Below are 21,132 nucleotides of genomic sequence, written 5' to 3'. Positions count from 1 at the left end.
AACTCTGAAAGGGTTGGGTGGTGGTATTTATACGGTTACCAAAGTATTGGGTTCTACAAGTACTGCTTTTCCGTTGACATAAACGGTGAGTTCCTGAGTTCCTTCTAAGGTAAATTTAGTTTCGCTGGCATTTACGAAAACTTGCAATATCTGATTTCTGAAATTGATTTTGAAGGAATAGCCTTGCCATTGCTCCGGGATTTTTGGTTCAAAATGCAAGGTGTCATTTTTGACACGCAAACCTCCAAAACCTTCAACAATGCTCATCCAGGTTCCGGCCATACTTGTAATATGGCAACCTTCCTCCACTTCTTTGTTATAATCGTCAAGATCCAGACGTGAAGTTCTTAAGTAGAACGTATAGGCCTGTTCCATGCGTCCTAAAGTGGCTGCCTGAATGGAGTGCACACAAGGAGAAAGCGAAGATTCATGTACTGTAAAAGGCTCATAAAAATCGAAATGCCTTTCCAGCTGCTCTTTTGAGAAATGGTCTTCAAAGAAATAAAATCCTTGTAAAACGTCGGCCTGTTTGATATATGGAGAACGCAGGATTCTGTCCCATGACCATTTTTGGTTGATAGGTCTTTGGCTTTTATCCAAATCATGAACTTTAACCAGTTCCTTGTCCAGGAATCCGTCCTGTTGCAGATAAACGTCATGTTCTTCAGAATATGGAAGGTACATTTTATCGGCAACTTTTTTCCAATTGATTATTTCTCCGGCTTCCAGCTTTGTTTTTGAAACAATTCGGGAATAATCAGCGGCATATTCTTTCTGTACTTTTTCAATTTGCTCTACAGCATAATCAATGCACCATTTTGCCAGATAGTTGGTATAGAAATTATTGTTTACGTTGTTTTCATATTCGTTCGGGCCGGTAACTCCCAGAATTACGAACTGGTCTTTGACGGTTGAAAGCGTTGCTCTCTGGTGCCAAAAACGGGCAATAGCAATTAATACTTCCAGTCCTTTTTCAGGAATATAGCTGTAATCTCCGGTGAATCTGTAATAGTTGTAGATGGCAAAGGCAATAGCTCCGTTTCTGTGGATTTCCTCAAAGGTAATTTCCCATTCGTTATGGCATTCTTCTCCGTTCATGGTGACCATCGGGAAAAGGGCAGCACCGTTTGTAAAGCCTAATTTTTCGGCATTTTCGATTGCCTTATCCAGTTGGTTGTATCGGTAGGTCAGCAAATTTCGGGCAACCTGCTGGTCTTTAGTCGCCATATAAAACGGAATGCAATAGGCTTCAGTATCCCAATAGGTTGAACCGCCGTATTTTTCTCCTGTAAAGCCTTTTGGTCCTATATTCAATCGGGAATCTTTTCCGGAATAGGTTTGGTTCAGTTGGAAAATATTAAAACGAATACCTTGTTGTGCCTTTACGTCGCCATCGATAGTGATGTCTGACATTTCCCAGATTTTTGCCCAGGCTTCAATCTGTTCCTGCAATAAGGTTTCATAACCTTTTGCGTTTGCCTTGGCAATGACGTTTTGTGCAGCCGTAATTAACTGAGAGTTCTCATGGTTTAGAGAAACCGTATAGCCACCAAATTTTTGGATGGATGATTTTTCTCCTTTTGCAGCTTCTGTTTCATAGGCGAAAAGAATCTTTTCTGCAGAAGCTTCAACATTCACAGGAGTAGTGTTGAGGTTCTGGCCATTTAAAAAGATGCTGTTTGACATGTAGGTGGCTACATTAAAATGGGTCTTGAATGTTCTGGCAACAACAAAGGCTTCGTTACCGGAATGCTTTGTTTCCAAAGGTTCCCAGAATTTTTCTTCCCAGTTGGCATCCTCATTTTTTACTCCTGCGTCAATGTAAGGTTTGTAAACGATTTTTGCGTCTTTATTTAATGGTGTAATTTCATAATTAATAACACCTAATTCATCAGAATTGAGCGAAAGGAAACGACGAACATCTACTTTTATTTGGGTTCCGTTTTTTAATGTGGCTTCAAAAGAACGGTGGTACCATCCTTCTTTCATATTTAATTCGCGCTCGAAATTCCTGACTTCGGTGCAGGTATTTAAATCGAGGTTTTCACCATTAATTTCAATGTCTATTCCTATCCAGTTGGGTGCGTTGAGTACTTTGGCAAAATATTCCGGATAGCCATTTTTCCACCAACCCACTTTTGTTTTGTCCGGATAGTAGATTCCGGCAATATAGCTTCCCTGAAAAGTTTCTCCGGAATAGCTTTCTTCGAAATTGGCACGCTGTCCCATGGCACCGTTTCCAATACTAAATAAACTTTCGGAAGATTTTATTCTTTCTGCATCAAATCCTTCTTCTATGATTGACCAATTATTTGGTACTATATAATCTTGATTCATTTTATTTATTCACTAAAGTTTCTATGAAATTTGTTTCTATATGGGTAAAGTCAGGGAAAATATAATCGGCTTCGTGCAGAATTTTTGCTTCTCCGATTCCTACGCTTGTCATATTTGCAATGTTAGCGGCCTGTATGCCGGCTACAGAATCTTCAAAAACGATAGCATTTTCAGGAGCGGTATTTAATAATTCTGCTGCCCTTAGGAAAACTTCCGGGTCGGGTTTGGCGTTGGAAACATCATTGCCATCGACTATAGCATCAAAATAGTGAATAATGCCCGTTTTTTCCAGGATTGGTCTGGCATTTTTGCTGGCAGAGCCCAAAGCAATCAGCTGTTTTCTTTCTTTCAGATAACGCAGAACTGGCAGTACTCCCGCCAACAATTCGCTATCATCCATATCTACCAGATAAGACAGGTAATCCTCATTTTTTTGCGTAAGCCATTTGTTTTTGTCTTCCTGACTCGCTTCTATTTTTCCTAATTGAAGTATAAGTTCTAACGAACGTACACGACTTACCCCTTTTAGTTCTTCATTGTGTTCCGGAGTAAATTCAATACCCAGCTGGTTGGCTATTTTTTGCCAGGCCAGATAATGATATTTGGCGGTATCGACGATTACTCCGTCTAAATCGAATATAAATGCTTTTGTTTTCAATGGTTTATTGTTTTACGGTGTCGTCAGTATCTTTTACCCGCAACACAAAAAAGGAAGCGATAATGAAAGCGACTCCGCTGGTTACAATGGCATAGATTGGGTTACCGCCATAAATGTATTTAACGATAGGTCCGCCAATGATGGCGTTGATGATTTGGGGAACTACAATGAAGAAATTAAAAATTCCCATGTAGACACCCATCTTTTTGGCCGGAATAGAGCCTGAAAGGATGGCATAAGGCATAGCAAGAATGCTTGCCCATGCAATACCAACTCCAATCATTGAGACGATTAGCCAGTTTGGGCTTGGTGCAAAATAGACTGAAATCAGCCCGATTCCTCCCACGATTAATGAAAAAGCATGTGTAGATTTTCGTCCTATTTTTTTGGCGATTGCCGGTAAAAAGAAGGCAAAGACAGCCGAAACGGCATTGTAAACTCCAAAGATGATTCCCACCCAGTCGCCAGCTTCCTGATAGGTCTTGCTGTTCGTGTCTTCTAATGGAAGTCCATAGATGTGGTGTGCTATGGCCGGAGTCGTAAAAACCCACATTCCAAATAACGCAAACCAGGAAAAGAATTGTACCCATCCGAGTTGTCTCATGGTTTGAGGCATGTTTCCAAAGTCACTGAAAATATTCAACAGGCTTCCTTTTTCTTCTTCCTCATGGACGATTCCTTCTGCCTTATCAAAAGCTTCCAGTTCTTCCGGCGAGTACTCTTTGGTAGTAGAGATGGTCCATAATACGGCTCCAACCAAAACGGCGGCACCAATAATAAAGGATAGGATTAAATGATAAGGAACTTCACCCGGTTGAGCTTCACTGGAAACTCCAAACCATTTGTTTAAGGCATATGGAAGCCACGAACCTATTACGGCACCAAACCCTATCAGGGCGGTTTGCACGCTAAAACCCAATGTTCTCTGGTCGGCAGGAAGCAGGTCGGCTACTAAGGCACGGAAAGGCTCCATTGCAATATTGAATGAAGCATCCATAATCATGAGCATTCCGGCACCCACCCAAAGAGCAGGCATAAAAGCGGTTAGCATTGCAGATTGTGGCATGAGTATTAATCCCAGTGCTGCCAAAACCGAACCAATTAAAAAATAAGGTTTTCTTCTGCCAAAACGTGTCCAGGTTCTGTCGCTGTAGTGGCCTATAATTGGCTGGACAATCAATCCCATTAGTGGGGCAACAATCCAAAACCATGACAGGCTGTGTACGTCGGCGCCGAAGATTTGTAGAATTCTACTGGCATTTGCATTTTGCAGGGCAAATCCCATTTGTATTCCCAGATAGCCAAAACTCATGTTCCAGATATCCAGAAAACTTAATTTACGCTTTTTCATTATCGTAATTTGTTGATTGATATACGATAAGCGTTAATGGCTTATCAAGACTTAATCTTTCGTTCGAAGTAAAAATATAAGCATTGATAATCGTTACAAATATATAATTTTTTTATACCCGAAATTAAAAATGGAATATTTAACAATCGGCAAAAGAGGAAAAATATATTTTTATTTATGTGATATTCAGTGTTTTGAGTGCAACTACAACGATGGCGTAGATTCTCGTAATACGAGGTGAGTTTCTATAACTTCCGTTCTGTAATGTTCGTCTTCTTCCTGTTCTGATTCTAATCTTTCAATAAGCATCTTGGCCGCTTTGCCACCCATTTTTATTCCATTCTGGCTTACTGTAGTAATGCTTGGTGAAGAATATTTGGAAATAATGCCATCTGTGAATCCGATAACCGAAATATCTTCCGGAACTTTAAGGTTTATTTTCTTTGCGGCTTTAATGGCCGTTACGGCAAATAATTCGTTTACGGCAAAAACAGCATCGATTTCATTATTATTAATGAGTTCTTCAATTTGATGTTCGCAGATGTCAATATCTTCTATTTTCAATATGAGTTTTGGGTCAACAGGGATATTATTTGTTTTAAGTGCTTTGATGTATCCGTCTGTACGAAGCTTTCCAACACTTACATAATCAACGGTAGTAATGAGTGCAATTTTTTTGAATCCTTTGTCGATTAAATCCTGAACCGCTTCATAGGCAGCCAGATTATCGTCAATAATAACCTTGTCACATAAAATATCGTTTGTCACACGGTCAAACATAACCACAGGCATTCCCTGATTGATAACCTCGGTAATATGGTGGAAATCTTTTTTGTGCTGGGTTTCTTTGGAAAGCGACATGATAAAACCGTCAATACTTCCGTTGGCAAGCATTTCCATGTTGATTACTTCCTTGTCAAAAGATTCGTCAGATAACGTTACGATAACATTATAGCCGTGTTCATTAGCCACATGTTCAATACCGCTAATGACGGTGGCAAAAAAGTGGTGTACAATTTCAGGAATAATGACGCCGATTGTCTTGGTTTTTTTATTTTTTAAACTTAGGGCAATCAGGTTGGGTTTGTAGTTGTATAATTTGGCAAAAGCCTGAACTTTTTGACGGGTGTCTTCACTAATTTCAGGACTGTCTCTTAACGATTTTGAAACAGTTGAAATCGATACGTCTAATTCTTTGGCAATTTGCTTTAGCGTGACTTTTTTTCGCATAGTATTTAATGTCAGGTAAATATTTCTGAATAAAGATAAATTTAATTTTTATTAATAGCGATTTTCGGGTAAAAAATCTGAGTATTTGCTAAAGTTTTCAACACGCAAACGTTTTCGGTTGGTGCTTTTACGAAAACGATTTTTTTGTCTAAAATATTTACATAGATTTAACATTCGAAGTAAAAATATAAGGTAAACAAACTCATTTTTAACCTAAACAAAATGTATGAAAACAATTTACAAAAAGTTGTTGCTTTTATTACTGATGCTTCCGTTTAGTGTGCTGGCACAGAACACGTTAAATGGAAATGTCAGAGATGAGGTTTCAGGATTGCCCTTGCCGGGAGTCAGTGTGACTGTCCAGGGCAGTACCAATGGAGCCACAACCGATTTTGATGGAAACTTTTCGCTTTCCGGAGTAAAATCGGGGGACGTAATTACGTTCTCTTTTTTGGGCTATAAACCTACCACTATCACTTATTCTTCACAAAATACTATTAGTGTTATTTTACAGGAAGATGCTTCGCAATTGGATGAGGTTGTTGTAGTAGGATATGGTTCTGTTAAAAAGAAGGATGCTACCGGAGCCGTAGAGGTAATTTCTCAAAAAGATTTTAACCGTGGCTTAAATGCAACTGCAGAAAACCTGTTAAATGGTAGAGTAGCAGGTTTGAACATTACAACCAGCGGAGCGCCGGGTTCAGGGTCTACAATCAGAATTCGTGGAGGCTCTTCTTTGAACGCCAAAAATGATCCGTTAATTGTAATTGACGGTCTTCCTTTAGATAATGAAGCAAGTGGAGGTTCTACAAGCGTATTGGCTTCTATAAACCCGAATGACATCGAGTCTTTCTCTATTTTGAAAGATGCTTCTGCTACGGCAATCTACGGTTCCAGAGCTTCGAATGGTGTCATCATCATTACAACGAAAAAAGGAAGCCAGGGCGATATGCAGGTTAGTTTCAATTCTGTCACTACCGTAAATACATTGGCTAAAAAAGTAGACGTATTGTCTGCCGACCAATTCAGAGCATTAGTAAACCAGGTAGGTTCGCCAACACAAATAGGATTGCTTGGAAATGCAAAAACAGATTGGCAGGATGAAATTTTCCAGACCAGTATGTCTGTAGATAATAACCTATCTATCAGAGGAAACTTATTTGGGGTTATGCCGGCCAGATTGTCTGTTGGTTATACTCAAATTCCAGGTTTATTAAAAACAGGAGAATTTAAAAGGACTACAACTTCATTGGCGTTAAACCCATCATTCTTTGATGACCATTTGAAAATTAACCTGAATGCTAATATTTCATGGCAAGACAACCGTTTTGCAGATGAAGGAGCTATTGGTAATGCTTTAAGCTTTGACCCTACACAATCGGTTTATGATCCATCTTCTTATTTTGGAGGTTATTTCGAATGGCTTGAGCCAGACGGAGACAGAGTAGTTACCGGAGCACAACAGAACCCGGTATCGCTGCTAAATCAAAGAAGAAACATTACAGACAACCGTAAAATGTATGGTAATTTCCAGGTTGACTATAAACTGCATTTCTTTGAAGACATCAGAGCGGTTGTGAATGTTGGTTTTGATAAACAGGACGGTAACGGGACTAACACATTGGCGCCGTTTAGCCCTGCCGGTTTCCAAACAGGAAGCTACAGTGGCGGAACGTACCAGAATTATGGTGCCTATAGCTATTTTAATGAAAATAAAGAAAACAAATTGTTAGATGCTTACCTTGTATATTCAAAAGAAATTGGAAAATTCAATTTGGATGTAACAGGAGGTTATTCGTACCAAAACTTCAAATGGGTAGGTTTCTCAACAGGAAACGTTTATGATCCAAATGCGCAACCAGACGTATTTACAAGACCTACAGTAAACTTGCAGTCCTATTTTGGAAGAATGAATTTAGGATTTGACGACAAGTATTTATTGACCTTAAACTACAGAAGAGACGGTACTTCCCGATTCTCTAAAGAAAACAGATGGGGTAACTTTCCAGGAGCTGCTTTCGCATGGAAAATATCACAAGAAGGTTTCATGAAAAATGTGAGATTTGTTTCTGATCTTAAATTAAGATTAGGATGGGGTATCACAGGACAACAGGATATTAATGACGGTTTCGCTTATATCGAAAGATATACTACAGGAACAACTCAGGCACAATACCAATTTGGAAACGTTTTTGTTCCGGTAGGAAGACCTGAAGGTTATAACAAAGGACTGAAATGGGAAGAAACCGAAACCAGAAACATTGGTATTGATTATGGCTTTTTCGACAACAGATTAAGAGGATCTTTGGATTTATATGAGAAAAAATCATCTGATCTGTTAGCGATTGTTCCTTTTCCTGACGGAGCCAACCTGGCCAACCAGGGATTCAGAAACTACGGGAACTTTACTTCTAAAGGTGTCGAATTCAGCGTAAGCTATGACATTTTCCGTGGAGAAGGATTTAACTGGACTACAACATTCAATGCAACATACAACAATCAGGAAATTACAGACATCCCGTCTGATAACCCTGTAGGTGATATTGACGGTGGTGGTGGAAACAAAATCCAAATCAACTCTGTTGGATACAGCCCTAATGCCTTTTACGTATACGAACAAGTATATGATGCAAACGGAAAACCGGTTGAAGGTGTATATGTTGACAGAAACCAGGATGGTGTTATTTCAACAGCCGACCAATACAGATACAAGAAACCAAATGCAGATTACACTTTTGGTATGATGAACAATATGAGCTATAAGCAATTTGACCTTTCATTTGCATGGAGAGCCAGCTTAGGTAACTATATGTATAATAACGTTGCTTCAAACAAAGGTGTGTTGCAGGCAGGTGTTCGTTATAATGACGTAATCAGCAACATTAATTCCGATTATTTGAACTCAGGTTTTCAATTGGAAGGAAACAACAGACTTTTCTCTGATTATTATATTCAGGATGCATCATGGTTCAAATTAGATAACATCACGTTAGGATATACCATCCAAAATCCTTTTGCTACAAAGAAATCCAAATTCAGAGTCTATGGAGCCGTTCAGAACGTATTTACAATTACGGACTATGACGGAGTAGATCCTGAAATTTATGGAGGTATTGATAAGACTATCTATCCAAGACCAAGAATGTTCATGCTAGGATTTAATATAGATTTTTAAAAAAATATGAAAATGAAAAAAATGTTAGACATACTAGGGAAGAAAGCGCTGCTATTGCTTGTCATTATGGCAATAGGCGTTTCCTGTACGGACGATTTAGATGTAATGCCACAGGATGATGATGACTTTACAGCTGAAAAATTCTACGAAAACCCTCAAGCTTACAGAATGTTTTTGGCAAAACTTTACCTTGGATTGGCAAAAGCCGGAAATGGGGAAGGTGATGGAGGTGAAGATTTGCAAGGAATCAGAAATGACTTCAGTCCTTATTTGAGAGCATTCTATACGTTGCAACAGTTACCAACGGATGAGTCGGTAATAGCGTGGCAGGATGGTAACTTGCCATCAATGAACTCTCATACATGGACAAGCAATAACGAGTTCATTTATGTAATGTATTCTAGAACCTTTTACCAAATCAGTTTGGCGAATGAGTTCTTGAGACAATCGACTCCGGATAAAGTAGGTAGCAGAAATGTTGATCCGGCTATCCTGAACGATATGAAATCGTACAGAGCAGAAGCCAGATTTTTGAGAGCATTGTCACTCTACCATGCAATGGATTTGTTTGGACGTGTGCCTATTGTTACAGAAAATGATCCTGTTGGATTCTTTTATCCACAACAGAGAGAGAAAATCGATGTTTTCAATTACATAAAAGATGAATTGATTGCTATTGATGCTGATTTGAAAGAGTCAAGAACGAATGAATACGGAAGAGTTGACAAAATTGCCGCAAAAATGCTTTTGTCAAAACTGTATTTGAATGCTGAGGTATACATAGGGCAGCCTAAATATGCGGAAGCTGCTGATGCATTACAGGCAGTTTTAAACTCAACTTACCAGATTGCCAACGTTCCTTACAAATATTTGTTTATGGCAGATAACGATGTGAATGGTGCGCAAAATGAATTTATTTTCCCGGTACGTTTTGATGGTCAATACACAACCAGTGGAGGAACCAATTATTTAGTTCACGCTTCTATTTTGAGTTCAATGAACGCGAGCGACTTTGGAGTTGATGGTGGTTGGAAAGGACTAAGAGCAAGAAGAGAATTTGTAAACAAATTTGCCGATGTAACAGGAGCTTCAGATAACAGAGCGATGTTCCATACAACAGGACAGACTTTGGATATTGCCAGTATTGCTGACGAAACGCAAGGATATGCAGTGACTAAATGGACTAACAAAAGATCCGATGGTTCTAACGGTTCAAATCCAACAGGAGCATTTGTCGATACAGACTTCCCGTTATTCCGTTTGGCTGATGCTTATCTGATGTATGCTGAATTGGCAGTCAGAGGTCAAGGTTCACTTTCACAAGCAGTAACTTATGTAAACGCTTTAAGAACCAGAGCGAATGCAGGTACTATATCTCAGGGAGATCTTAATTTGGATTTTATCCTGGCAGAAAGATCCAGAGAATTATATTGGGAATGCCACAGACGCCAGGATTTGATTCGTTTTGGAAAATTTACAGGCGGTTCTTACCTATGGCAATGGAAAGGCAACTCTGCTAACGGAGCACCAATTTCAGATCATTTGAAATTGTTCCCGATTCCGGACAGAGCAAAAGCTGCCAACCCAACTTTACAACAAAATACAGGATATTAATAAAAGTAAAAATCATATAGATATGAAAAATATAGCAAAATCATTAATTGCATTATTCGCAGTCCTGGCTGTTTCATGTAGCTCGGACGATGTTGAAGACAGACCGGTAATAACGGCTAAAGATGCACCGGTTTTAGTAGCCCCTGAAGGAGGAAATACCTATACGCTTCTTTTAGAAAACGCAGCAAATCAAGCAGAACGCTTTGTATGGACTTCTGCTAATTTTGACCAAAATGTCGCAATCAATTATGAACTTCAATTAGATGCTGTGGGCAATGAATTTGCAACTCCGCGTTCTTTAGGTTCTGTAATTGGAGCCAACCAATTGTCTGTTTCTGTTGAAACTTTGAATGGAGCTGTTCTGGGTGCAGGTGGTGAGGCTTTTGTTACCGGAAACTATGAAGTAAGAGTAAAGGCAAGTGTTAATGGTACTTTCGAACCGCTTTACAGTAATGTGGCTACAATATCAGTAACACCTTATGTGGCGCTTGATCCGGTTCTATATCTTGTAGGAGCACCTCAGGCTTATTACGGATTAAACCAATGGGATAATACAACTGCAATGCCACTGCGTTATATTGGTAATGGGACAACTAAAATTTTCGAAGGTTATGTAAAAGTAGCCGCAGGCGAAGGATTTAAGTTTATTGGAGAGCAAGGAACCTGGGATAACGGGAACTACGGTGTAATTGGTGGAGTTCAGGACGGGAATCTTAAAAATGCAGGAGATAGTGGTGATATCAAAGTGGCAGAAAATGATGGAAACGGACTTTACTACATCTGGGTTGATATTGACAACTTAAAATACAAATCAGTTAAGATGAACTGGGGTATTATAGGTTCTGCTACTGCAGGTGGTTGGGACAATGAGACAGCCATGACTTATAATTTTGCAGCAAATAAATTTACAATTTCTGCATCGTTGGCTGCTGGAGAAATGAAATTCAGAGCGGCAAACGCTGGGAATTTTATCGCTAGTAATGCCTGGAAATTCAATGTAGGAAACAGTGATCCAAAAGTGGTTTACAATCCGGATGCTCCAAACTTTGCTATTGGTGGCGGTACAGCAAACCTGGAACTGACTGTTAATTTTGACGGAACAGCAGTAGTAGGAGGCTTATAAAAAAGACAAAAGGGCTGCCTGGTTTCAGGCGGCCTTTTTTAAATAATACAATATGAAAAAAATTACCCTATTATTTTTATTGATTGCTTCTTATGCCTGGTCGCAACAACAAACCGTAACCTATTCGGTAACGCCGGCGACTTTTGAAGAGAACCAGTCAATTACGCTAACTTTCAACGGAAGCAGTATTAATGAAGCGACCTGGGGAGTTACAGGCAATGCCCTTTATATTTGGGCTTGGTCTTTCGATTTGAATGACCAAAACAATGCCGACTGCCCAACTAATGGCGATTGGGGGAACTCTAACGAAGCCAACCGTCTGACCTATAATTCTGCCAATGATACCTATTCGATAAATTTTGTTCCAACTGTTTTTTATAATAGGACAGGAATAGGAAGAATAGGTTTTCTTATTAAGGCTAAGAATGGAAATGGAGATAAAAAATCTCAGGACATATTGCTTAGGGTTGGCACTTTTCAGGTGAACCTGACAGCACCTGCTCAAAACAGCAGCACCATGCTTGCTTCGGGTTCTAACTTTACGATAACAGCAAACAATACAGGTGGAAATGCCAGTTATGTTTTAAAATCAAATGGTTCAACCATCAACACGAATGCCAGCACTGCAAGCTATTCTTATACCCACACAGGAATTACTTCAAACCAGAATTATTCGCTTGAAGTGACTCAGGGAGCAACTACAATTACAAAAAACTTTGCAGTTGTTATAAATCCCGGTGTTATTAGCGAAGCCATGCCAGCCGGAATGGGTGATGGAATCAATTACTATCCGTCAGATCCAACTAAGGCAACATTGGTGTTAAATGTACCTAATAAAGATTTTGTATATGTAGCAGGAAGCTTTAACAACTGGCAGCCTACGGGAGCCTATGCAATGAAAAAAGACCCGGCTACAGGAAAATTTTGGTTAGAACTGTCAGGATTGACTTCCGGAACAGCTTATACCTACCAATATTGGGTTTGCGACCAGACCAATCTTCCGGCTAATTCGCCTGCCTTGGTTAAAACAGCAGATCCGTTTTCCACATTGGTTTTAAGTCCGTATGACGATCCGGAAATTGCTTCATTGGGTGTTTATCCTAACTTGCCAACTTATCCGGCTGGCCAGGAAAGGGAAGTTACAGTACTTCAAACCGGACCCAACGCATTTTACAATTACAATTGGAGTGCAGCGACAACTAACTTTGTAAAACCAAGCAAAAAGGACCTTGTAATTTATGAAGTCCTGGTAAGAGATTTCGATGCGAACAGAACCTACCAGAATCTGATTGACCGTATAGATTATTTTAAAAATCTTAAGGTAAATGCAATCCAGCTTATGCCGGTTATGGAATTTGAAGGCAATGAAAGCTGGGGCTACAATACCGTATACCATTTGGCTTTGGACAAAAGATATGGTACAGAGGCAAAGCTGAAAGAATTTATCGACCTGTGCCACCAAAATGGTATTGCTGTTATTTTTGACATTGCATTAAACCACGTTTACGGTCGTTCGCCATTGGAAAGAATGTGGATGACAGATACTGATAACGACGGTTGGGCAAATGGCGTTACTACAGAAAACCCGTATTGCAATCAAAATGCAATGCACTCTTACAGTGTAGGGAGAGACCTTAATCATTTCAACGAACCGAATAACCTTACGGGTTATTATGTACAAAGAACCATACAGCGTTGGATGAACGATTTTAAAATCGATGGTTTCCGTTGGGATTTAACCAAAGGATTTACGCAAAATTGCCCTTACACAGGAAGTAGTTCTGCCCAGGAGAGTTGTACTAATAATTATCAGGCAGATCGTGTTGCTAAGCTAAAATATTATGCCGATATGCAATGGGCCATAGACCCTAATTTCTATGTGATTTTTGAACATTTAGGTGCAGGCGGTTCGTATAACGAAGAAGTAGAATGGGCAAATTATAGAAAAACAGGTGATGCTGACGGAATTTCTAAAGGTATCATGCAGTGGAGAAAAATGACAGATGCCTATGCAAACTTCTTAAAAGGGAACAGTGCCAATTTAGCAGGAGTTGCTGATGCGACAGACCGATTTATTGGTTATGCAGAAAGCCATGACGAAGAAAGGGTAATCTATAAGGCGCTTACTGAATCTGGCCAGACTAATGGCAATCTTCCAAAAGCTTTGGCAAGGATGTCGGCTATGGGAGCGCTGCATTTATTGGTTCCCGGTCCAAAGATGATTTATCATTTTGGAGATTTGGGTTACAACAGTTCTATTTTTACCTGTAACAACGGAACTGTCAATACACCCAATGACGCTACTTCCGGTGACTGTAAGTTAGATATAAAACCACAACCGCAATGGGCAAACAATTGGCTTGGAGATGTAGCCAGAAAAAAAATATATGACGATTGGGCCAAGATGATTGAATTCAAAAAACGTGAAAATGTTTTTGAAAACGGAACTCACGCCTGGAATTTTTCACAAACCGGAAGACCAAGACTTGATATCTGGACTAGCACATCACAAACGGCAGAATTGAGCTATGTTTTTGTGTTGACCAATGCTACGAATACGGTTTACAACGCTACAGCAGGTTTTCCATATACAGGAACCTGGTATAATTTGATGGACGGTACGCCAATCACCGTTACAGATGCAAACATGACTATTCCTATTGAAGTTGACGGTTTCAGGGTTTTTGGAAACAAGCAGGCGTTATTGGAAAGAAACGACTTCAATACAACGGCTATAGCCTTATATCCAAATCCGTCTAAAGGAATTTTCAATATCAGCAAGGATACCAAAAAAGTCTCCATCTATTCAATTACCGGACAGCTGGTAAAAGAATTCAAAGGAGATTTTAGCAACGAACACCAATATTCAGTAGAAAATCTGAATCAGGGAATGTACATCGTTAAAGTGATAGATTCAGAAGATAAAGAAGCTACACTGAAATTGATGAAACAATAGTTTTTTGAGTTAGTTTTAAAATTAGATTTTTAAAAATGCCTTTTCGAGAAATTGAAAAGGCATTTTTTGTTTGAAACAGGAAAATTCTTGTTAGGAAATAAAGTTTCATCCCATTATTTTTGCACTATGAAAACGTCGCTAAAAAAAATAGGGATTAAAGTCCTCAAAATTACAGGAGTAACCATCGCAAGCATCTTGTTGTTGATGTTTCTTTTGCCAATGCTTTTTCCGGGAAGGATTGCAGAACAGGTAAAAGCTTTTGCCAATAAAAAGCTGGATGGCGAATTGAGCTTTTCAGAATCCAACCTGTCTTTCTTTAAACACTTCCCATCTTTGACGGTAACCCTGGACGATTTCGCATTGAAAGGCTCGGCACCTTATAAAAACGATACGCTGGTAGCGGCAAAAGACGTTTCGTTTGGAATCAATCTTAAAAATCTGATTTTTGACGGCGATATAAATATTGATGAAATCTACGTTTCCAAAGGGCTTATCAATGTCAAGGTAAATGAAAAAGGACAGGCCAATTACAACGTATATATTTCAGACAAAGAAGAAACTCCAAAAGATACAACCGGAACTTCGATTCGACTTGAAAGAATTGATATCAGGAATGTAGCACTGAAATATGAGGATATTTCGGCAAAAGTAAATCTCCAGGCTCGGGGATTTAATTATCTGGGTAAAGGTAATCTCGACAAATCAATTTTTGACCTGTACACCGAAGCAAAAATCGAATCACTGGATTTCACTTTTGATGGTGAAAAATACCTCGAAAACAAAAAGATTGATGCCGACCTTATTACCAAAATCAATACCAACTCGCTGTCTTTTGTTTTTCAGCAAAACGACCTGAAAATTAATAAGCTTCCTATAAGTTTTATCGGGAAAATGAACTTCCTGAAAGACGGCTATGATATTGATATAAAAATTGAATCCCAAGACAGTAGGCTAAATGACCTTTTCACGGCATTGCCTCCTAAATATGTTACCTGGTTGGAAAAAACAAAAGTAAAAGGAAGAACAGACCTTTTGCTTACTTTCAAAGGAAATTACAACGCATCGCTCAACCGCAAACCTGATTTGGCATTTGGAATGAACATCAGGGAAGGAAATATTTCCTATAAAGATGCTCCGTTTGAAACCTCAAATATTTCCCTGAAGTTTTACACCAAACTACCTTCGTTAGAAACAGAACAACTGGAGGTAAAACTCGACACATTGCATTTTAATGTTGGAAACGATTATCTGAGTGCTAAAATAAATTCTAAAGGCCTTAAAAATATTGACCTGACAGCCAAAGTAAAATCAAAGTTGGATGTAGGCAAAGCCATTGGCGCTATGGGAATAAGCAACCTGGAACTGAAAGGCGTGCTTTTGGCAGATATCAATTCAAAAGGACAATACAATAGTGAGAAAAGGCTGTTCCCGATTACCGATGGAAAAATTAACCTTCAGAACGGTTTCCTGAAAACAGAATATTACCCGAACCCGATTACCGATATTAAGTTTGTTGCCGCAGTCAAAAATACAACCGGCCAATACAAAGACCTTAAAATTGAAGTGGCCCCGGCTTCTTTCGTATTTGAACAAAATCCGGTTTATGTAAAAGCGCTACTGTCCAATTTTGACGATGTGAATTATGATGTCGTGGCAAAAGGAACGCTTGATATTGCAAAAATATATAAGGTTTTCAGGCAAAAAGGTCTTGATATTACCGGATATGCAAAAGCAGACCTGTCACTAAAAGGAAAACAGAGTTATGCAACAACCGGACAATACAGTAAACTAAACAATAAAGGCAGTTTATTGCTGCGTGATATAAAAACAACTTCAGAATTATTTCCGAAACCATTTTTTATCAGAGAAGGGCTCTTTACCTTCCATCAGGACAAGATGAATTTTGACAAATTCAGCGCGAATTATGGAAAATCTGATTTTGCAATGAAAGGCCGACTTGAAAACGTCATCAATTTCGTTTTTGAGAAAAATGCCACACTCAAAGGAAACTTTGAAGTAAATTCCGGATTGGTGGTTGCCGATGAGTTTATGGCTCAGGAACCGGTTGCTGAAAAAGGAAAAGGAGTTGAGAAAAAAACGGTTCAGGATACTGAAACAGCAGCAGCTTCGGGAGTAATTCTCCTGCCTGAAAACTTGAAAGTATCGCTGTTGGCGAATGTGAAAAAACTGGAATACGACGGACTCATTCTGGACAATGTTACCGGAAGTACATCTTTGGACAGGGGCAAGCTCTTTTTCCAGAAAATCGGATTTGGAATTATTGGATGCCGTGTTGGTATTAATGGTTTTTACGATGATATTACTGCTAAAAAGGCAAATTTCGATATCCACTTCGTAGCTAAAAATTTCAACGTTAAAAAAGCCTATAACGAAATTGAAATGTTTAGAAATTTGGCTACAGCGGCAGAAAAAGCAGAAGGAATCATTTCTTTGGATTATACCGTAAAAGGCCAGTTAAATGAAGAAATGAAACCGGTTTATCCTTCATTGGAAGGAAAAGGAGTCGTGTCATTGAGCAAAGTAAAAGTCAACGGACTGAAACTGTTTAACCAGCTAAGCAGTAAAACTGACTTTGAAAGCATTGACAATCCGGATTTGAGCCAGGTAGACATCAAATCAAGGATTAAAAACAATATTATTACAATAGAGCAGACCAAAATGAAAGTGGCACTTTTCAGACTGCGCCTGCAAGGAGAAACAAGCTTTGACGGAAAGCTGAATCTCAGAATACGTGTAGGATTGCCACCATTCGGATTAATCGGTATTCCTGTCGTGGTTGCCGGAACACAAGACAATCCTAAAATCAAAGTATTCAGCAAAACAGGCGAAGCAATAGAAGAAACCAAGCCGGAAGGTCAATAAGACAAGATTCAAAATAATTATTGAGTCTGCATCAAATAACTTTGCGCCTTAGCGCCTTTGCGAGAAATAGTTGCTCGCAAAGGCGCTAAGGCGCAATCAATATATCAAAAATAGAACTTATAAAAGCGTCTTTTTCAATCCTTCGCCTATATTCCTCCAAAAGAAATTATAGAATGATTTTTCCGGGATTCTCTCAACTTCGACTTCTGCTTCCACAACCTTTTCATCAGAATCGTTTTTTACGAACAGATTACCCACGGCAGAAAGAAATTTGTTCTTTTTCTTCGGATTCTTTTTCTGGTAAAGAGTCACTTTTATATCGTCATATTTAATGGCAAAATCTCCTTTGGATTTTACGTCGTTCCCTGAAAAATTAAAATATACCTCATTAAGCATTCCTTCAACAGATGCGTTCATGTAAGGCTTCGTAAAAGGTTTTAGCCGGTTTGCAGGAAATTGGAATATGCTTCCTTTGATGTTGAAGCCGTCAGATACATCCATTACGTTAAATCGCCAGTTTACCTTCATAGGTGAAACATTCATAAATCTGCAATTGACAGTAATTTTTACATCAGGCAGTTTTTTATTTCCGTAACCGCTATTGATATCGGTTACAAACATGTTGAACTTGTTGAAAGAAAGCAATCCTGCTCCTTTTTCAAAAGTTTTTTCCTCTTCATATTCCAGCGTAGATTCGCGAATGGCAAGCGTATCCACATGAAGCGGGAATTTAATATCGCGTAGCAACTTGTTATACAAATGTTTTTTTGAAAGATCATCAGGCGGCATTTTCGGGCGATAGATATTGGCAAAAACCTTTTCCAAAAAAACATTCGTAGAATTGAAATAAAAAACACTGTCTTTAAATCCCCAGTTCATGTTATTTATTTTTATTTCCTGGGCATTGATAGTATAAATGTCTTTTTCTTTGGGAATCCTTCTCACAAATTCACCGCGGTCATATTCCGGAATCATACGGAAATCGGCTATTTTTAAGTCAGATTTGTCAGTATGTATTTTTTTAGCTGTCAGATGGTAAAACTCGTTGGCACGATAATAAATACTATCACAGTCAATTTCAAAGTTTTTATAAGTAAAAGGAATTTTCTCTTTTAATGTAGTGTCATCCAGGAGAATACCGTCAAGCTGCATCGATAAATTATGCACAATCAGTGACGCCTTATTATCGGTCGTGGAAATAATCTGTAGACTGGAATTTAAAAGATAGATGTCAGATACGGAAATCGTATTTTTAAAAGGAGCGACCACCTTATCCCGAATACTGTTCGGATCATTTAAAGCCCGGTCATTATCTTTAAAAAGGATAATTTCAGGCTTGTTGATGACAATCTTTTTGGCAACAATCCTTTTGCTGAACAAAATAGACCAGGCACTGATTCCTTCTATTTTTATACTTTGGATGGTAGTATAGATTCCTGCCTTAACATCTGTTTTCTTTAAGGATGATTTTGGAACAACGGTAATTTCTTTGGCAATAGCATTTCCATCAAACAGGGCAACCTCAAGAGTTTTGTAAGTAATCTGATAGGGCGAATTGTTGTTCTCGTTGATAATGACAGGTAGCTGTTTGCGTATCCAATAGTTCAGGCCAATATTCAAAATCAAGGCCAGTACTATGAGAATCCCGATTCCAATCAATGTCTTTTTCCACCAAACCATAAAGTTTTCTTTTTGTTCCGCACTTAAATATAAAAATAAAAAAGCGGGTTCAGAAACCCCAAAGGATTTATTATAAGAAAATTATGATTTGTCTAAAAGACCATCCACTACCAACTCCCAACTATCCACTATCCATTATCAACGATCCACTACCAACTACCACCTATAAACTAACTGTAAACCGAATCTCTTTTCCGAAAACTCATTCCCGGTCTTAAAAGACTGACTCTTATCCTGCTTATTGGTAAAAAGCAAATTGTTGGCTTTTCCGGAACTAAAATGCAGGGCAATAGAAAGATGTTCTGAAATAGCATACTGCACTTCGGCCAGGTAGCCTATTTGTAAAGCCTCGGCTCTAAATCTTTGTGTTTCGTCTAAAGTTTGGGGCAATCTGCCGGACGAACCTAAAAATTGTGACTTATAACTGCTGGTGCTGACAAACCCGCCAACGGAAGGCATAAACCTGTTTATTTTATAATACAATTGAACCGGGATTTGCAATTGAAAATGTTTGCTCTCAAGAGATTGAAACAACTTGGGCTCACTGTTTTGTGTGAAATAGTAGCCATTAAGGTGGCTGTCTTTTTTGGAAGCATTAAACGAAAACGGACTCAGCCAATAAAAGGCATCAATTCCAATACCCAAAGAAAACCTGGATTGGAATAGTTCCTTTCGGGTCCAAATGCCCAAACCCAATCCAATAGGACTGGGAGCATTAACTTCCTTGAACAGGCTGTTGCTGGCTAAACCGAGATGTAATCGGCCTCCAAAAAACCAACTTTTTTCGTTTTTTTCAATCCTTTTTTTGCTGTTAATGATAAGCGTATCAACAGTGATTTTCTTTCCGTTTTGGGTCAGTTCCAACAGGTCTTTCTTATCGGTTTCTGTAAAAATGGCCTTGTCTATTTTTAAAGGTTTTTCGATAAAAACAGTATCATGAATAATAATCTCCTCATAAACATAAATAGTATCTATTTTCTTCTCTTGTGAAAAAGTATAGGTCGTAAAGGCTAAAAAAAAGAGTAGAATTTTATTCTGAAACATAAACGGTATCTTTTTTTACAATTTGTCTTTTGATGATAACCACTTTCTGAGGCTCATTTTTTACAGAATCTTTAGTAACAATACTATTTACTTCTTCTATTGTTTTTTGAGAGTTTTTATTGGTGACGGTTGCTTTTTCATGAGTAAAAAGAGTTTTGATGCTTTTTGGTTCTGTGGCTGGTTCTTCTCCTTTTGCAGTATCTTCAACAGCTACGGGTAATTGGTTTTCAGGAATAATATCAACAGACTCCAAATCAGGCTTAGGATGTTTTTGAGGAATATCTTTTACATCAAAAAAATAGGCATAAAAAGCAACTCCCAATACACCTAAGAAACAAATGGCTATTGTCATAAATTTTGGTACAGGATTTATTTTAGCCAAACCAATAAACTGGCTTGGAAAAGTTCCTTTATTTGTAACCGATTCAAAAGTTTCTAATGGTTCTATTTCAAAATCCTTGAATTGTTTTTTGCAGAAATTAGCGAACATCTGATTTCCAAAACCTAAAAAAATCAGGAAAGCAATACGGCGTTTCTTCTTTTCATCAACAGGTTTTTCTTTTATTCTTTCCAATAGAAAAAGCTGGATTGCTTTTCGGGCCCTTGATAAATGCGATTTTGAAGTACCTGTTGAAATATGGAGTATTTTGCCAATTTCGCTATGAGAAAACCGGTCAATAACATACATATTAAAAACAGATTTATGATGTTCCGGCAAACGGTCTATCGCCTCTAATATATCATCCCTTTCCAAATCGGCAGACAGTAGTAAGCTTTTGGCGTCTATTGCAATGGTATTCATGACAGTAGTTGAATCAACAATTTCATAATCTTGTTGCGTTGAAAAGTTTATTTTTTTTACTTCTTTTAAATGATGGATAGCCATATTTATCACAATCCGGCTTAACCAGCCCTGCAAAGCACTTTTATCTTTTAAAGTTTCTTCTTTTTGCATGGCTACAATAAAAGAATCCTGAACAATATCCTCAGCAGTCGCGATATCTTTTATATATCTGCGACAAATCCCCAAGAGTTTTGGGGATGTCTTCGTGTAAATTTCATGCCAGTTAATGCTATTCAT

12 protein-coding genes are annotated in these 21,132 nt (G+C 38.5%); 5 read left to right on the top strand and 7 right to left on the bottom strand.

The annotated features are described in order from the left end of the window. Positions 1-27 precede the first annotated feature (27 nt). From B0G92_RS00760 to B0G92_RS00745, 4 genes are all read right to left on the bottom strand, one after another. Complete coding sequence (locus B0G92_RS00760) at positions 28-2,337, bottom strand: glycoside hydrolase family 65 protein (RefSeq protein WP_101470742.1); 2,310 nt, start codon at positions 2,335-2,337, stop codon at positions 28-30. Between the two features lies 1 nt (position 2,338). Next, positions 2,339-2,995 carry a beta-phosphoglucomutase gene (gene pgmB / locus B0G92_RS00755; RefSeq protein WP_101470741.1) on the bottom strand — a complete coding sequence of 219 codons (657 nt, stop codon included), beginning with the start codon at positions 2,993-2,995 and terminating at the stop codon, positions 2,339-2,341. Between the two features lie 4 nt (positions 2,996-2,999). Beyond that, positions 3,000-4,346 carry an MFS transporter gene (locus B0G92_RS00750; protein ID WP_056072127.1) on the bottom strand — a complete coding sequence of 449 codons (1,347 nt, stop codon included), beginning with the start codon at positions 4,344-4,346 and terminating at the stop codon, positions 3,000-3,002. A 204-nt stretch (positions 4,347-4,550) separates the two neighbouring features. Next, positions 4,551-5,576: a LacI family DNA-binding transcriptional regulator gene (locus B0G92_RS00745; RefSeq protein WP_056072130.1), complete on the bottom strand. Its 1,026-nt coding sequence runs from the start codon at positions 5,574-5,576 to the stop codon at positions 4,551-4,553. Between the two features lie 226 nt (positions 5,577-5,802). Here B0G92_RS00745 and B0G92_RS00740 point away from each other — a divergent pair, with 226 nt between their 5' ends. From B0G92_RS00740 to B0G92_RS00720, 5 genes are all read left to right on the top strand, one after another. After that, positions 5,803-8,751: a SusC/RagA family TonB-linked outer membrane protein gene (locus B0G92_RS00740; protein ID WP_056072132.1), complete on the top strand. Its 2,949-nt coding sequence runs from the start codon at positions 5,803-5,805 to the stop codon at positions 8,749-8,751. Positions 8,752-8,763: 12 nt separating this feature from the next. Beyond that, complete coding sequence (locus tag B0G92_RS00735) at positions 8,764-10,365, top strand: RagB/SusD family nutrient uptake outer membrane protein (RefSeq protein WP_056072537.1); 1,602 nt, start codon at positions 8,764-8,766, stop codon at positions 10,363-10,365. Between the two features lie 22 nt (positions 10,366-10,387). Then, on the top strand, positions 10,388-11,488 hold the full coding sequence (locus B0G92_RS00730) for a SusE domain-containing protein (protein WP_101470740.1): 1,101 nt from the start codon (positions 10,388-10,390) through the stop codon (positions 11,486-11,488). 52 nt (positions 11,489-11,540) lie between these two features. Beyond that, positions 11,541-14,444, top strand: coding sequence for an alpha-amylase family glycosyl hydrolase (locus B0G92_RS00725; RefSeq protein WP_101470739.1), 2,904 nt, complete (start codon positions 11,541-11,543; stop codon positions 14,442-14,444). A 126-nt stretch (positions 14,445-14,570) separates the two neighbouring features. Then, on the top strand, positions 14,571-17,327 hold the full coding sequence (locus tag B0G92_RS00720; RefSeq protein WP_101470738.1) for an AsmA family protein: 2,757 nt from the start codon (positions 14,571-14,573) through the stop codon (positions 17,325-17,327). Between the two features lie 117 nt (positions 17,328-17,444). Here the strand turns inward: B0G92_RS00720 and B0G92_RS00715 are convergent, their stop codons facing one another. The 3 genes from B0G92_RS00715 to B0G92_RS00705 all read right to left on the bottom strand — a co-directional run bounded on the left by B0G92_RS00715 (position 17,445) and on the right by B0G92_RS00705 (position 21,132). Then, on the bottom strand, positions 17,445-19,007 hold the full coding sequence (locus B0G92_RS00715) for an AsmA family protein (protein WP_101470737.1): 1,563 nt from the start codon (positions 19,005-19,007) through the stop codon (positions 17,445-17,447). A 156-nt stretch (positions 19,008-19,163) separates the two neighbouring features. Continuing rightward, positions 19,164-20,051, bottom strand: coding sequence for a hypothetical protein (locus B0G92_RS00710; protein ID WP_101470736.1), 888 nt, complete (start codon positions 20,049-20,051; stop codon positions 19,164-19,166). After that, the gene (locus B0G92_RS00705; protein ID WP_101470735.1) at positions 20,038-21,132 is read right to left on the bottom strand and encodes an RNA polymerase sigma factor; all 1,095 of its coding nucleotides are present in this window, start codon (positions 21,130-21,132) and stop codon (positions 20,038-20,040) included. Before B0G92_RS00705 ends, B0G92_RS00710 begins: the two co-directional genes overlap by 14 nt.

The organism is Flavobacterium lindanitolerans, assembly GCF_002846575.1.
Classification (GTDB): Bacteria; Bacteroidota; Bacteroidia; order Flavobacteriales; family Flavobacteriaceae; genus Flavobacterium; species Flavobacterium lindanitolerans.
Note: the sequence above shows the minus strand (reverse complement) of the source record. Positions and strands in the feature narration are given on the sequence as shown.

Excerpts from the sequence above, each read along its gene's own strand:
- B0G92_RS00760 (WP_101470742.1), bottom strand. The coding sequence starts at position 2,337 with ATGAATCAAGATTATATAGTACCAAATAATTGGTCAATCATAGAAGAA.
- B0G92_RS00750 (WP_056072127.1), bottom strand. The coding sequence starts at position 4,346 with ATGAAAAAGCGTAAATTAAGTTTTCTGGATATCTGGAACATGAGTTTT.
- B0G92_RS00745 (WP_056072130.1), bottom strand. The coding sequence starts at position 5,576 with ATGCGAAAAAAAGTCACGCTAAAGCAAATTGCCAAAGAATTAGACGTA.
- B0G92_RS00740 (WP_056072132.1), top strand. The coding sequence starts at position 5,803 with ATGAAAACAATTTACAAAAAGTTGTTGCTTTTATTACTGATGCTTCCG.
- B0G92_RS00735 (WP_056072537.1), top strand. The coding sequence starts at position 8,764 with ATGAAAAAAATGTTAGACATACTAGGGAAGAAAGCGCTGCTATTGCTT.
- B0G92_RS00730 (WP_101470740.1), top strand. The coding sequence starts at position 10,388 with ATGAAAAATATAGCAAAATCATTAATTGCATTATTCGCAGTCCTGGCT.
- B0G92_RS00725 (WP_101470739.1), top strand. The coding sequence starts at position 11,541 with ATGAAAAAAATTACCCTATTATTTTTATTGATTGCTTCTTATGCCTGG.
- B0G92_RS00720 (WP_101470738.1), top strand. The coding sequence starts at position 14,571 with ATGAAAACGTCGCTAAAAAAAATAGGGATTAAAGTCCTCAAAATTACA.
- B0G92_RS00715 (WP_101470737.1), bottom strand. The coding sequence starts at position 19,007 with ATGGTTTGGTGGAAAAAGACATTGATTGGAATCGGGATTCTCATAGTA.
- B0G92_RS00710 (WP_101470736.1), bottom strand. The coding sequence starts at position 20,051 with ATGTTTCAGAATAAAATTCTACTCTTTTTTTTAGCCTTTACGACCTAT.
- B0G92_RS00705 (WP_101470735.1), bottom strand. The coding sequence starts at position 21,132 with ATGAATAGCATTAACTGGCATGAAATTTACACGAAGACATCCCCAAAA.